The organism is Curtobacterium sp. TXMA1 (genome assembly GCF_020162095.1).
GTDB lineage: Bacteria > Actinomycetota > Actinomycetes > Actinomycetales > Microbacteriaceae > Curtobacterium.
The window spans coordinates 1,424,622-1,438,003 of the sequence record NZ_CP083910.1; the positions used below are offsets into that span (position 1 = coordinate 1,424,622).

General features: G+C 71.9%; 13 protein-coding genes and 2 tRNA genes. 12 read left to right on the forward strand and 3 right to left on the reverse strand.

Features of this window, described 5'->3' with window-relative positions; all coding sequences use genetic code 11:
* Positions 1-2: 2 nt before the first annotated feature.
* From LCG91_RS06730 to LCG91_RS06755, 6 genes are all read left to right on the forward strand, one after another.
* Entirely contained in the window at positions 3-998 is a 996-nt protein-coding gene (locus LCG91_RS06730; RefSeq protein WP_224442901.1) for an ABC transporter permease, read from the forward strand.
* Complete coding sequence (locus LCG91_RS06735) at positions 995-2,680, forward strand: ABC transporter ATP-binding protein (RefSeq protein ID WP_058729424.1); 1,686 nt, start codon at positions 995-997, stop codon at positions 2,678-2,680. The genes LCG91_RS06730 and LCG91_RS06735 overlap by 4 nt, the downstream gene beginning before the upstream one ends.
* Positions 2,681-2,825: 145 nt before the next feature.
* Positions 2,826-3,758, forward strand: coding sequence for an ATP-binding cassette domain-containing protein (locus LCG91_RS06740; RefSeq protein ID WP_224442902.1), 933 nt, complete (start codon positions 2,826-2,828; stop codon positions 3,756-3,758).
* Positions 3,755-4,777 (forward strand): D-isomer specific 2-hydroxyacid dehydrogenase family protein, encoded by a 1,023-nt coding sequence (locus LCG91_RS06745; RefSeq protein ID WP_224442903.1) that lies wholly within the window; start codon positions 3,755-3,757, stop codon positions 4,775-4,777. Before LCG91_RS06740 ends, LCG91_RS06745 begins: the two co-directional genes overlap by 4 nt.
* A gap of 136 nt (positions 4,778-4,913) precedes the next feature.
* Positions 4,914-4,986, forward strand: a tRNA-Asn gene (locus tag LCG91_RS06750).
* A 142-nt stretch (positions 4,987-5,128) separates the two neighbouring features.
* Positions 5,129-5,656 carry a hypothetical protein gene (locus LCG91_RS06755; protein WP_224442904.1) on the forward strand — a complete coding sequence of 176 codons (528 nt, stop codon included), beginning with the start codon at positions 5,129-5,131 and terminating at the stop codon, positions 5,654-5,656.
* An 81-nt stretch (positions 5,657-5,737) separates the two neighbouring features.
* Here the strand turns inward: LCG91_RS06755 and def are convergent, their stop codons facing one another.
* A complete protein-coding gene (gene def, locus LCG91_RS06760; protein WP_058729426.1) occupies positions 5,738-6,313 on the reverse strand; it encodes a peptide deformylase in 576 nt (191 codons plus the stop codon).
* A 39-nt stretch (positions 6,314-6,352) separates the two neighbouring features.
* Between def and LCG91_RS06765 the strand changes: the two genes are divergently transcribed.
* The 6 genes from LCG91_RS06765 to LCG91_RS06790 all read left to right on the forward strand — a co-directional run bounded on the left by LCG91_RS06765 (position 6,353) and on the right by LCG91_RS06790 (position 11,422).
* Positions 6,353-7,264, forward strand: coding sequence for a multidrug DMT transporter permease (locus tag LCG91_RS06765; protein ID WP_209442903.1), 912 nt, complete (start codon positions 6,353-6,355; stop codon positions 7,262-7,264).
* Positions 7,265-7,477: 213 nt separating this feature from the next.
* A complete protein-coding gene (locus LCG91_RS06770; RefSeq protein ID WP_167346597.1) occupies positions 7,478-8,698 on the forward strand; it encodes a glycosyltransferase in 1,221 nt (406 codons plus the stop codon).
* 13 nt (positions 8,699-8,711) lie between these two features.
* Positions 8,712-8,785: transfer RNA gene (locus LCG91_RS06775), tRNA-Ile, on the forward strand.
* A gap of 29 nt (positions 8,786-8,814) precedes the next feature.
* Entirely contained in the window at positions 8,815-9,942 is a 1,128-nt protein-coding gene (locus tag LCG91_RS06780; protein WP_318010453.1) for an AI-2E family transporter, read from the forward strand.
* Positions 9,939-10,760 (forward strand): DUF1684 domain-containing protein, encoded by an 822-nt coding sequence (locus LCG91_RS06785; RefSeq protein ID WP_224442905.1) that lies wholly within the window; start codon positions 9,939-9,941, stop codon positions 10,758-10,760. The genes LCG91_RS06780 and LCG91_RS06785 overlap by 4 nt, the downstream gene beginning before the upstream one ends.
* A 182-nt stretch (positions 10,761-10,942) precedes the next feature.
* The gene (locus tag LCG91_RS06790) at positions 10,943-11,422 is read left to right on the forward strand and encodes a DUF3145 domain-containing protein (protein ID WP_224443108.1); all 480 of its coding nucleotides are present in this window, start codon (positions 10,943-10,945) and stop codon (positions 11,420-11,422) included.
* Between the two features lie 313 nt (positions 11,423-11,735).
* On the opposite strand, the gene LCG91_RS06795 is transcribed toward LCG91_RS06790, so the two are convergent.
* Positions 11,736-12,980: a beta-ketoacyl-[acyl-carrier-protein] synthase family protein gene (locus LCG91_RS06795; protein WP_224442906.1), complete on the reverse strand. Its 1,245-nt coding sequence runs from the start codon at positions 12,978-12,980 to the stop codon at positions 11,736-11,738.
* 114 nt (positions 12,981-13,094) lie between these two features.
* Entirely contained in the window at positions 13,095-13,343 is a 249-nt protein-coding gene (locus tag LCG91_RS06800) for an acyl carrier protein (RefSeq protein WP_058729431.1), read from the reverse strand.
* Positions 13,344-13,382: the final 39 nt, after the last annotated feature.

Genomic DNA, 13,382 nt, shown 5'->3' on the forward strand with positions numbered 1-13,382 from the left:
CGATGGCCGACACCTCGCTCGTCGACCGCCACGAGCCGCTCTGGAAGCGGCTCCCCGTGGTGGTCCAGCTCCGCAGGAGCACCGGCTGGCAGCGCGCCATGCTCATCACCGGCGTGGTCATCTGCGCCCTGTACCTCGTCGTCGCGATCGCCGCGCCGCTCATCGCCCCGTACGGCTTCGGCCAGCTGCAGGGTGCCGACGGCCAGGGCTTCCCGCGCACCTCGCCGCCGAGCCCCGAGCACGTCTGGGGCACGACGGTGGGCGGCTTCGACGTCTTCAGCCGCGTCGTGTTCGGCGCACGCACCGCGGTCCTCGTGGTCATCGTCGCCGTGGTCGTGTCGATCACCATCGGCGTGATCCTCGGCATGGTGTCCGGGTACATCGGCGGGTGGCTCGACCGGATCCTCGTCGTGGTCGCGGACGCGATCTACGCGTTCCCGTCGCTGCTGCTCGCGATCGTCGTGTCCATCGTCATCTCGGGCGGCAACTCGAGCTACTCCGGTGGCATCATCGCCGCGGCGATCTCGATCACGGTCGTGTACGTACCGCAGTACTTCCGGGTCGTCCGCGCCGAGGCCGTCCGCCTGAAGAACGAGGCGTTCGTCGAGTCCGCCCGGGTCATCGGCACCAACCCCTGGCGCATCATGACCCGGCACGTGCTCCGCAACTCCACCCGCAGCCTGCCGCTCATCCTGACGCTCAACGCCAGCGACGCGATCCTGACCCTCGCCGGCCTCGGCTTCCTCGGCTTCGGCATCGGTCCGACCAGCGGCGCCGAGTGGGGCTACGACCTCAGCCGCGCGCTGTCGGACGTCGCCTCGGGTGTCTGGTGGACCGGTGTCTTCCCGGGTGTCGCCATCGTGGTGCTCGTGCTCGGTGTGACCTTCATCGGTGAGAGCCTCAACGACATCTCCGACCCGCGCCTCCGTGCGCGTCGGCGACTGAAGCAGCTGGTGTCCCGCAAGCAGGCCGCCAGCACGGAAGGGGCGACGGCATGACCGACGCAACGAACGACCAGCAGGGCCGGCCGGTCGCGGTCGTCGACGACCTGACCGTCACGTTCGCCACCGACAACGGCGCGGTCGACGCCGTGAAGGGCGTCAGCCTCGACGTCCGTCCGGGCGAGGTCCTCGCCCTGGTCGGCGAGTCCGGTTCCGGCAAGTCCGTCACGGCCCGGAGCATGCTCCGACTGATGCCCGAGACGGCGACCCTCGGCGGTGCGGTGTACCTCGACGGCACCGACGTCGTCAGCGTCGGCGCAGCGAAGCTCCGCGAGCTCCGCGGCACCGCCGGCGCGATGGTCTTCCAGGAGCCGTCGACCGCGCTCAACCCGGTCTTCACCGTCGGGTGGCAGATCGCCGAGGGCCTCCGTGCGCACGGCGGCGTCTCGAAGAAGGAGGCCCGCGCCAAGGCGATCGACTACCTGCGCCGCGTCGGCATCCCCGACCCCGAGACACGCGTCGACCACTACCCGCACCAGTTCTCCGGCGGGCAGAAGCAGCGCGTGGTCATCGCGAGTGCACTGGCCCTCGAGCCGAGCGTCATCATCGCCGACGAGCCCACCACGGCCCTCGACGTGACGGTGCAGGCGGAGATCCTCGACCTGCTCCGCCGGTGCCGCGACGAGTTCGGCGCGGCGATCGTCATCATCACGCACAACATGGGCGTGGTGGCCGACCTGGCGGACCGGGTCGCCGTGATGTACCAGGGCGAGGTGGTCGAGGAGGCACCGGTCGCGCAGCTCTTCGCCGCCCCGCAGGCCGACTACACGAAGCGCCTGCTCGCCGCGGTGCCCCGGCTCGAGGCGTCGACCGGCGCCGCCCGCCGTGCCGCGATCGCGACCGACGTCGAACCGCTCGTCAGCGCGAAGGGGCTCGAGATCGAGTACCCCGGACGCCTCGGTGCGCACGCGTTCAAGGCCGTGAAGGGCGTCGACCTCGACATCCGACCGGGCGAGGTCCTCGGGCTGGTGGGGGAGTCGGGCTCCGGCAAGACCACCATCGGTCGGGCGATCGCGGGCCTCACCCGCATCACCGGGGGCTCGCTGAACGTCCTCGGCACGGAGATGCTCGGGTACCGCGAGCGGGACTTCAAGCGGCACCGCAAGGACATCGGGTTCGTCTTCCAGGACCCGGCGACCTCGTTCAACCCGCTGCTGACGATCGCCGAGTGCGTCGCCGAGCCGCTCGTCGTGCACGGCGAGGTGTCGAACCCGCGCGCCGCCCGGAAGCGTGTCGGCGAGCTGCTCGAGATGGTGCAGCTGCCGTCGTCGTACGGCGACCGGTACCCGCACGAGCTGTCGGGTGGTCAGCGGCAGCGTGCGTCGCTCGCCCGCTCGATCGCCCTCCGGCCCAAGCTGCTCATCGCCGACGAGCCGACCAGTGCGCTCGACGTGTCGGTGCAGGCCCGCGTGCTGGAGCTCTTCCTCGAGCTGCAGCAGGACCTCGGCTTCGCGTCCCTGTTCATCAGCCACGACCTCGCCGTCGTCGGCGCGCTGTCCGACCGCATCGCGGTGCTCTACCGCGGCGACCTGGTGGAGACGGGCACCACGGCCGAGGTCCTCGGCGCGCCGCAGCACCCCTACACGCAGCGCCTGCTCGCGTCGCTGCCGGTCCCGGACCCGGCGGAACAGGCGGAGCGACGGCGTACGCTTGTGGAACTGGAGAACGCCGGGTCCTGACCCGACGCGAGACCAGCCTGGAGGCGCGACCCGCGTCGTCGACGCACGCCGCGCCTCCAGGCCGGTCACCTCCACGGCACCACAGACGACGCGACACCGGTCCGTCGCGCAGGCCGCCGCCAGGGGGCGGCGTGGAAGGGGACCCATGATCGCGGTGAACGGCCCGGCGGTCGTCGCAGACGACGTCTCGATCGAGTACCGGGGCGTGCGCGGCTCGGAGCCGATCCGCGCGGTCGACGGGGTCAGCCTGACCGTCCGTCAGGGCGAGATCCTCGCGCTCATCGGTGAGTCCGGGTCCGGCAAGAGCACCTTCGCCGCCGCGGTCGCCGGCCAGCTCGGTGCGACCGGCGAGGGCGAGGGCGCGCACCGTCGGCAGATCGTCGGCGGCGAGCTCACCGTACTCGGGCAGCACGTCCGTGGACTCCGTCCCTCGTCGCGGAAGGCGCAGCGGCTGACCGGCCGGATCGGCTACCTGCCGCAGGACGCCGCCGACCGGTTGAGTCCCGACCTGACCGTCGGCGAGGCGATCGCCGAACCGATCTACGTCCGCGACCGGCGGTTCGACCGCCGAGAAGCCGGTCTCATGGTCGCGCGGCTCGTCGACGCCGTGCACCTGCCCCTCGGCATCATGCGGCTCAACACCTGGGAGCTGTCGAGCGGCCAGCGGCAGCGCGTCGCCCTCGCACGTGCCCTGATCCTCGAGCCGCAGCTCCTCGTCGCCGACGAACCCGCTCGTGGCGTCGACGTCCTGGTCCGCCAGTCGGTGCTCGAGGCACTGACCAACCTGCAGCGCGGCCGGCAGTTCTCGGCCGTCGTGGTGTCGAGCGACCTCCGCGAGGCCCGGGCGCTCGCGGACCGTGTCGGCGTGCTCGCCGAGAGCCGTCTCGTCGGCCTCGGCACCTTCGACGAGGTCCTCGACAACCCCGTCGACCCGTACGTGCAGACGCTCGCCGCGACGGCCTCGCGCCCCGTGAAGCGCCGCACCGCCGCCACCGGCGCACCGCGCCGCTCGTCCGCACCCCGTCGCCCGGTCGGCGCCGGTACCGGCCCCCGCACCGAGCGTCAGGAGAACGCATGAGCACCACCAGCGCACCGGACACGGCGAGCAGCCGAGGGCACCGTGCGGTCGTCACGGACGCCGGCGCGCCGCTGCCCGTCGAACCGCCCGAGGCCGGACCCGTCGCGATCCTCCCGACGGCGGCCGACCTGCACGCGGACGCCGTGCGGGACGCCGGCGGAACGGTCGGCGACCTCGGTGCGGACACGCGGGGGATCGTCTGGCTCGACGCGCGCGACCCCGACGGGCTCGAGGCTGCGCTGGCCGAGGCTCCTGGTGTCGGCTGGGTCCAGCTGCCGTTCGCCGGGGTCGACGCGTTCGCGCACCTGATCCAGGAGCACGGCGACCGGGTCCTCTTCACGTCGGCCAAGGGTGCGTACGCCGAGCCGGTCGCCGAGCACGCCCTCGCGCTGACGCTGGCGACGCTGCGGGTGCTGCAGCAGCGCGCTCGTGCGACCTCGTGGGCGACCGAGCCCGAGGGCGTGTCGCTCTACGGGCGGAACGTCGTCGTCATCGGTGCCGGCGGGATCGCGCTCGAGTACCTCCGGCTCGTCGCACCGTTCGAGGTGTCCGTCACCGTCGTCCGGCGCTCGGACGACCCGGTCCCCGGCGCCGAGCGCACCGTCACGACCGACGCGCTCGACGAGGTCCTGCCCGACGCCGACGTCGTCGTGGTCGCGGCGGCGATGACCTCGGGCACCGCGAAGCTGTTCGACGCCCGTCGCTTCGGTCTCATGAAGCCGTCGGCGCGCCTGGTGAACATCGCGCGCGGGGGACTGGTCGACACCGACGCACTCGTCACGGCGCTGCGCGAGGGCACGATCGCCGCCGCAGGTCTCGACGTGACCGACCCGGAGCCACTACCGGACGGCCACCCGCTGTGGGACGAGCCGGGCGCGATCATCACGCCGCACCAGGCGGACACCCCGGACATGGTGGCGCCGCTGCTGGCCGAGCGCGTCCGCACCAACGCCAGGGCCTTCCTCGGCGGATCCGGCGACGGGTTCGTCGGCGTCGTGGACCCGGCCGCCGGGTACTGATCGGCACCCGCGCGCGGGAACGCCGGCGGCGCGTCAGCGCGGCACGCCCGGGATGCGTGGCCGATGCGCGGAGCGGGCTCGGGGTGCTGCTATGCTGTTACCCGTTGTTCGCAAGACATTCGCCAGCGGACAGTGATCCTCGATAGCTCAATTGGCAGAGCAGCCGGCTGTTAACCGGCAGGTTGTTGGTTCGAGTCCAACTCGGGGAGCAGAACGGCCCTCACCCTCCGGGTGGGGGCCTCTCGCGTTTCAGCGCGATTCCGTCAGCGCGGCTCCGTCGGCGTTAGGGGCCCGTTCGGGTTCCGGCTGGCTCGCAGGCGCCGTCCGGGCGGAAGCTGTTAGCGTTCACAGGTGATCACCGTGCGCCGAGCCCTCGCCGCGGTGGTCGTCGTCCTCGGAGCGGCGGGGCTCACCGCCTGCACCACCGGGCAGCCCGAGCCGGAGGACTCGCTCGACACCGCCGCCCGGTCCGAGGTCTCGGCGACGGGCAGCGCCCCGATCGTCTTCGCGTTCGTGTGCAGCGGCGCCGCGGACGGCAGCACCGACTCGGGCGACGAACCGAGCGACGATCCCGACGGCACGGCCGAGACGTACACCACCTACGCCGCCGTGTGGGAGGCCGAGCGCGCCGACTGCCGCGCCGAGCGCATCACCGGCACGGAGATGTCCGCGCAGCAGCGTGCCGCCGTGCGGGCGACCGACGGCGCCGCGACGCTCGAGGAGCTCGCGGCGACCTGCGCGGAGCGCGGGGCGTCGCCGTGGCGTGACAGCGTCTCCACGCCGGAGCAGGCGGACCTGGCAGCCGGACTCGTCGCGTACTGCCCCGGGCACCCGGACCGAGACCGTCTGCAGGACGCGTTGACGGCCTACCGGGGCTGAGCCGCGCCTCCAGGCCGGCTGCGTCGTCGTCGGCTGGACTCCGTGCGCGGAACGCGGCTCCGAGCGCGGGACGCCGCTCCGTCAGCCCTCGGGGTGGTCGCGCCCGGGCAGCCAGGACCTGCCCGGCCCGCCCCAGCTGTTCTTCCGGATCGCCTTCGCGACCTGCTTGCCGTACGGGTGCACGAGCCGGTCCGCGTACAGGGTGCCGTCGAGGTGGTCGTACTCGTGCTGGAAGACGCGGGCGAGCCACCCGTGCGCCTCGATCTCGAAGGGCTCGCCGTGCTCGTCGACCGCGCGGAGCAGGACGCCCTCGGCGCGGCGGAGCGGGAAGCGCTCACCCGGGATCGAGAGGCAGCCCTCGGACTCCTCGTCCTCGTCGAGCTCCTCGACCGACTCCGGGACCGGCGGGGTGGTCCAGAGCACCGGGTTCACGGCGACCCCGCGGTGCAGGACCTCGTCGTCGTCGGTCCACGAGTACACGAACAGGCGCTTGCCGACCCCCACCTGCGGGCCCGCGAGGCCGACCCCGGGGGCGAGGTCCATCGTCTCGTACATGTCCTGCACCAGGGAGCGGAGGTCGTCGTCGAACGCGGTGACCTCGGTCGCGCGCTCGTGGAGGACGGGTTCGCCGGTGATGCGGATGGGGAGTACGGGCATTCACCCAGGTTATCCGGCCAGGACCGGTAGCCTCATCGCGTGACGACGGACCTCCCGATCCCGGACGCGGTCAACCTGACGCCGTTCCAGGCCCTGATGATCCCCGTCGCGCTCGTCGGCGCCGTCTTCCTGTCGCTCGGGGCGCAGTTCCAGAGCCGCGGGGTGCAGCGCGTCGAGGCCCGGCTCGGCCGGCAGTCGAAGGGCCTGTCGGTGCGGCACGTCCTCGGACTGCTCGGCAGCGGCTGGTGGGTGCTCGGCACGCTCATGCTCGGGCTCGCCGTCGTGCTCCAGCTCATCAGCATCACCAACGCCCCGCTCATCGTCGTGCAGCCGCTCGGCGCCGTCGCGCTCGTCATCACGACGTGGTTCTCGTCGCGCTCGTCGGGCGTCCCGCTCGGGCAGCAGGCGCGTCGGGCCGTCTGGACCTGCATCATCGGCGTCGGCATCTTCGTCGGCATCGCCGCGGTGGTCGGTCGCGAGAGCGCGATCACGCACCAGCAGCTCGTCACGATCCTGGTGGTCCTGGCGGTCGTGCTCGTGGCCGTGCTCCTGTCGTTCCGCTTCGCGGCGAAGCGGGCGAGCGCCATGTACTACATCGTCGGGGCGGGGGTGCTCTACGGGTTCGTCGCGACGCTGGCCAAGGTGGTGCTGAACCGCTTCCTGCACGGCACGTTCGACTGGTCGACCGCGATCGCGATCGTCGGCGTCGTCGTGGCGGCCGCGCTCGGCGGGTACTTCGTGCAGAACGCGTACTCGAGCGGGTCGGCCGACCTGGTGATCGCCGGACTCACGGTCATCGACCCGATCGTGGCGGTGGGCATCGGCGTGATCGTGCTCGGCGAGGCGGCCGGCGCGCCGTGGATCGCGGTGGTCGGGTTCCTGGTCGCCGCGGTGATCGCCATCACCGGGGTGTTCCTGCTGGCGAAGCACCACCCCGAGACGCGGCGCTGACGGCGCACGCGATCGGTGCTCGCGGTCGTTGATCGCGGTCGGCGCCTCGTCCGCTCGAGGTCGGTGCTCGCCGTCGGCGTCCGGTCGGATCGCGGCCGGTGCCCACCGGCGGCGTCCGTCGTCGGCTCCGGGGGTCGTCCGCGAGGCTGACGCGTGCCCTCGGGCCCGTGCGGTACCGTCGAGGCCCGACCAGCAACCGCCCACGAGAGGACGATGCCAGCCGTGTCAGAGGACGCCACCACCGCCACCGCCGAGTCGACGGGTGCGACGGGCGGGTCCCGACCGCTGCGCGTCATGATCGCGGCGGACACCTTCCCGCCCGACGTCAACGGCGCCGCAACCTTCGCCGAGCAGCTCGCCGTCGGGCTCGCGGAGCGCGGGCACGAGGTCCACGTCGTCGCCCCCGCGTCGAGCGCCCACCACGGTACCTTCGACGAGGAGCACCGCGGGGTCGTGCTCACCGTGCACCGTCTCAAGTCCTACAAGTGGCCGTGGCACGCCTGGCTGCGGTTCGTGTGGCCGTGGAGCGTCCGCAAGTGGACCGCCCCGATCCTCGACGCCGTGCAGCCGGACGTCCTGCACATCCAGTCGCACATCGTGATCGGCCGCGGGATCGCGCACGAGGCCCACGAGCGCGGCATCCGCATCGTGGCGACGAACCACTTCATGCCGGAGAACCTGCTCGAGTACGTGCCGTTCGGCCGCCGGACCCTGCCGATCGCGCTGAAGATCGCGTGGAACGACGCCGCGAAGACCTACCGGCTGGCCGACGCCATCACCACCCCGACCGTCCTGGCCGCCGACTACCTCCGGCACGCCATCGCCGGACAGCGGGTGCTCGCGATCTCCTGCGGTCTCGACGCCTCGCGCTACACGGCCCGGATCGGGCGGCCCGCCGGCAACGACATCGTCTTCGTCGGTCGTGTCGCCCCGGAGAAGAACCTCGACGTGCTCGTCCGGGCGCTCCCGCTGCTGCCGGCGGAACTCCACGCGACGCTCACCATCGTCGGCGGCGGCGAGATGATCCCGAAGCTGAAGACGCTCGTGCAGGAACTCGGGCTCACCGACCGCGTCCGGTTCGCCGGGTTCGTCTCGGACGAGGCCAAGCGCCAGGCACTGACGAACGGCACCGTGTTCGCGATGCCCTCGACCGCGGAGCTGCAGAGCATCTCGTCGCTCGAGGCGATGGCGTCAGGGCTGCCGGTCGTCGCCGCGGACTCGATGGCGCTGCCGCACCTGATCGACGGCAACGGGTACCTGTTCACCCCGGGCGACGTGCAGGACCTCGCGGCGAAGCTCACGCAGGTGCTGCAGGCGTCGGAGAGCGACTACCAGGCGATGCGGGAGCGCAGCCTGACCATGATCGAGGCACACGACATCAACCGGACGCTCGCGACGTTCGAGTCGCTGTATCGTGGGGAGCCGGTGGCCTGACGGTCCCCGACGAGGGGCGGTAGCCAAGCTGGTCAAGGCACTCGGCTCATAACCGAACGATCGCGGGTTCAAGTCCCGCCCGCCCTACCGAGCAGTCCAGAAAGGCTGGCCCGCCCGTGCACCTGCCCCGACGACGAGACACCCCCGACGACCACGCGCCGACCCCGAACGTGACGTTCGAGGCCACCCGGGTCGGCACGGGCGTGCGCGTCAACGCCTTCCGCATCGGCTTCATGGGCGCCCTCGGCGTGCTCATCGCCCTGCTCGCCGGCGTGATCGTCCAGCAGCTCAGCACGGTCCTGGTCTACATCGGCGTCGCGCTCTTCCTGTCGCTCGGCATCGACCCGCTGGTCTCCTTCCTCGAGCGCTTCATCCCGCGGTGGGCGGCGATCACCATCGTCGTCGTCGGGGTGCTCTCCGCCTTCGCCGGCGTGGTGTTCGCGGTCGTCCCGATCCTCATCCAGCAGGCGACGAACCTCGTCCAGAACTTCCCGGAGATCATCCAGGACATCTCGCGGCAGGAGTGGTTCCAGGACCTGTCGCAGCAGTTCGCGGGTGCGTTCGACGTGGACCACGCACTGCAGTCGCTGCAGTCCTTCGTCGAGGACCCGGGCAACCTCCTGAGCCTCGGCGGCGGCATCCTGGCGGTCGGCAGCGGCATCCTGTCCGGACTGACCGGCGCCGTGATCGTCATCATCCTGATGCTGTACTTCCTGGCCTCGATGCGGGGCCTGAAGTCGATGGCGTACCGCTTCGTCCCGGCGACCCGTCGGCAGAACTTCGTCGACGTCAGCGAGCAGATCACCCAGGCCGTGGGGCGGTACGTCGTCGGGCAGATCAGCCAGGCGCTCATCAACGGCATCCTCAGCCTGGTGTTCCTGCTCGTGATCGGCGCGCCGCTGCCGGTGCTGCTGGCGACCTTCGCGTTCCTCGGCTCGCTCATCCCGCTGGTCGGCACCCTGGCCGCCGCGGTCGTCATCTCGCTGCTCTGCCTGTTCGCCTCGCCGGCCACCGCGCTCGCGGCCGCGATCTACTACCTCGTCTACATGCAGGTCGAGGCGTACCTCATCTCCCCGCGCATCATGTCGCGGGCGGTACAGGTCCCCGGTGCCCTCGTGGTCATCGCCGCGGTCGCCGGCGGCACGATCGGCGGGGTCCTCGGTGCGCTGGTCGCCGTGCCGGTCGCCGCCTCGGTGATCATCATCGTGCAGAAGGTCATCTACCCGCGCCAGGAGCAGTCGTGACCGACCTCGCCGAGCACGTCGCCGCGCGGGACGCCTGGGCCAGGAGCGCCCGCGGCCCGCTCGCCCTGGTGAACGCGCAGCACGTCGACCGGCCGCAGCCGGTGTGGCCGGTCGCGGGGCAGTGGGCACCGGCTCCGGGCGGGCTCACGGTCACCGCCGCCGTGTCGGACGGCGTCGTCGTCGACGGTGTCCCGGTGGACGGCACGGTGCTGGTCGCCGGTGACACCGCAGTGGTGCCCTCGACGGTCGCCTTCGCCGACGGACTCGCCGGGACGGTGCACGGCCGGACGATCGACGACCAGGTGCTCCGGGTCTGGGACCCGGCGTCCGACGCGGTCTCCCGCTTCGCCCGGATCGCGCGATTCGCCCCGAGTCCGGAGGGGTGGGTCACGACCGGCAGGTACGAACCGCGGTCCGGCCTGGAGGCACCCGGTCACCTCACCGACGCCGCCGGCGACGCCCTGCCGATCGCGGGCACGATCACGACCACCGTCGACGGCGTCACGGTGCGTCTCACCGCGGTCCGGTCCGCGCCGTTCCACGGCCGTCCGCGGCTGCAGCTCATCGTGCAGGACGGCACCAGCGCCCTGCCGGAGGACGACCCCGGCAGCTCGTACTCGATGGGCCGCTTCCTGTACCTCGACGAGCCGGACGGCGCCGCCGACGTCACCCTCGACTGGGAGTGGCTCGTGCTGCCGCCGTGCGCGTTCTCGTACCAGTACGCCTGCCCGGTCCCGCCGGAGGAGAACCGGATCCCGGTCTCCGTGACCGCGGGGGAGCGGCACCCGGTCGACACCACCGGAGCCGTGCTGCACTGACCTCGTCTCCGCCCGGTGCCCGACGGGTGTGGCGTTCCCAGCGCGGACGCTGCATAATGGGCGTGTCCGCAGGGACATCACAATCTGATACCGATGGTTCCGCTACGGGACTCCGCACCACAGGTCGATGGGGAAGTCGCACCTGACGAAGCGGAGGAATCGTGAACGGAACGACGACAGGAGTGCTCTACGTGCACTCCTCACCACGCGCGCTCTGCCCGCACGTCGAATGGGCAGCAGGTCGCGCGATGAGCCGCGCCGTGAACTTCTCGTGGCTCGACCAGCCCGCGCTCGACGGTTCCCGTCGGACGGAGTTCACGTGGACCGGGCAGGTCGGCACCGGCGCGGCGATCGCCTCTGCCCTGCGCGGCTGGGAGCACCTGCGCTACGAGGTCACCGAGGAGCCCACGGCGCAGTCCGACGGCGGCCGATGGATGCACACGCCCGACCTCGGCGTCTTCTTCGCGCAGACGGACGTCTCCGGCAACATGGTCGTTCCCGAGGACCGCGTGCGCTACGCCATGGAGGTCGCCGGCAGCAACGCCCTCGAACTCCACCGTGAGCTCCGGCTCGCCCTCGGGCAGGCCTGGGACGACGAGCTCGAGCCCTTCCGGCAGGCCGCCGAGGGCAACCCGGTCGTCTGGCTGCACCGCGTCGGTTGACCGTACCCGCTTCCTCCGCACCACCTCGGACGCCGCCCGCTCCCTCCGGAGCCGGCGGCGTCCGTCGTGCTGCGGATCGCCGGCACGACGGACGGCGCCTGCCGCTGCCCCTGCAGTCGCACGACAAGCCGCCGGCGGACGTCCGGGTCGCAGGACATGCCGTCGGAGACGAAGGTGAGCGGCATGTCGTGCAACCGGAAGCGGCCGAAGGCGGGGGCGGACGTGGTGCGGGAGGTGGGCCACGGGGACGACGGAGGCCCGCCCTGCGGATGCAGGGCGGGCCTCCAGACCGACGTGGGCCGGCGACGACCGATCAGGCCGTGCGGAACGCCACCACGGCGTTGTGCCCGCCGAAGCCGAACGAGTTGCTCACCGCGAGCAGGTCGCCCGCCGGCAGTTCGCGCGGCGCGGTCGCGACGTCCATGACGATCTCCGGGTCCTGCTCGGTCATGTTGATGGTCGGCGGCGCGACGCGCTCGTGCAGCGCCAAGACCGTGAACGCGGCCTCGATGGCCCCGGCGCCACCGAGCAGGTGACCGGTCGACGCCTTGGTCGCGGAGACGACCACGTTGTCGAGGTGGTCGCCGAAGACCCGGCGCATGGCGTGGTACTCGGCCACGTCGCCGACCGGGGTCGAGGTGGCGTGGGCGTTGACGTGGACGACGTCCTCGCGGGCGGCGTCGGCGTGCTCGAGGGCGGTGATGACCGCGCGGGCGGCGGCGCTGCCCTCGGGGTCCGGAGCGGTGATGTGGAAGGCGTCCGAGGTGATGCCGGCACCGGCGACCTCGGCGTAGATCGTCGCGCCGCGGGCCTCGGCGTGCTCCTTCGACTCGAGGATGAGCGCCGCGGCGCCGTCGCCGAGCACGAAGCCGTCGCGCGTGACGTCGTACGGCCGCGAGGCCGTCTCGGGGGAGTCGTTGCGGCGCGACAGGGCCTGCATCGCGGCGAACGCGGCGAGGGGCAGCGGGTGCAGCGCGGCCTCGGCGCCACCGGTGATGACGATGTCGGCGTCGCCGTCGGCGATGTGCCGGTAGGCCTCGGCCAGCGACTCGGTGGACGAGGCGCAGGCGGACAGGTACGTGCGGGCGCCACCGCGGGCGCCGAACTCCATCTCGATGGCGGCGGCTGGGCCGTTCGCCATGAGCATCGGCACCGTCATCGGCATGACGCGACGCGGGCCCTTCTCGCGCAGGGTGTCCCAGGCGTCGAGGAGCGTGTTGACGCCGCCGATGCCGGTCGCCCAGTCGACGATGAGGCGCTCGGGCACGACGGTCTCGGGGTCGATGCCGGCGTCTGCCCAGGCCTCGCGGGCGGCGACGAGCGACAGCTGCGACGACGGGTCGAGGCGCTTGGTCTCCGGGCGGGTGAGCTGGTCGGTCAGGAAGCGGCGCGCCTGGCCCGCGAACTCGACGGGGATCTCGAGCGACGAGTAGCGCTCGTCCTCGATGCGGGTGATGCCGGACCGGCCGGCGAGCAGCGCCTCCCAGGTCTCCCGGGCGGTCGCGGCGAGGGGTGTGATCGCACCGATCCCGGTGACGACGACGGTCTTCTTGGTCATGGAACGACGTGTTCTTTCGTGTGGACGAGTCGGCGGGACGACCCGCCGTTGTGAACGAGGAGAGCGCCGCGGACCGCGGAGTGTGCGCGGTCCGCGGCGCTCAGGAAGCTCGCGTCAGGCCTGGGCCTTGGTGATGTAGTCGACGGCGTCGCCCACGGTCTTGAGGTTCTTGACCTCTTCGTCCGGGATCTTCACGTCGAACTTCTCCTCGGCGTTCACGACGATGGTCATCATCGAGATCGAGTCGATGTCGAGGTCGTCGGTGAACGACTTGTCGGCGGCGACGGTGTCGGTCGCGATGCCGGTCTCGTCGTTGATCAGCTCGGCCAGGCCGGCGAGGACTTCTTCGTTGGACAGGGCCATGGGTGTTCTCCTTGAGGGGGGTGTCGTTTGACCGTGGAC

Bases quoted from the DNA above. Each gene is read 5' to 3' on its own strand.
- def (WP_058729426.1), bottom strand. From the start codon at position 6,313: ATGCCCGTACTCCCCATCCGCATCACCGGCGAACCCGTCCTCCACGAG.
- LCG91_RS06740 (WP_224442902.1), top strand. From the start codon at position 2,826: ATGATCGCGGTGAACGGCCCGGCGGTCGTCGCAGACGACGTCTCGATC.
- LCG91_RS06745 (WP_224442903.1), top strand. From the start codon at position 3,755: ATGAGCACCACCAGCGCACCGGACACGGCGAGCAGCCGAGGGCACCGT.
- LCG91_RS06730 (WP_224442901.1), top strand. From the start codon at position 3: ATGGCCGACACCTCGCTCGTCGACCGCCACGAGCCGCTCTGGAAGCGG.
- LCG91_RS06735 (WP_058729424.1), top strand. From the start codon at position 995: ATGACCGACGCAACGAACGACCAGCAGGGCCGGCCGGTCGCGGTCGTC.
- LCG91_RS06770 (WP_167346597.1), top strand. From the start codon at position 7,478: ATGCCAGCCGTGTCAGAGGACGCCACCACCGCCACCGCCGAGTCGACG.
- LCG91_RS06795 (WP_224442906.1), bottom strand. From the start codon at position 12,980: ATGACCAAGAAGACCGTCGTCGTCACCGGGATCGGTGCGATCACACCC.
- LCG91_RS06800 (WP_058729431.1), bottom strand. From the start codon at position 13,343: ATGGCCCTGTCCAACGAAGAAGTCCTCGCCGGCCTGGCCGAGCTGATC.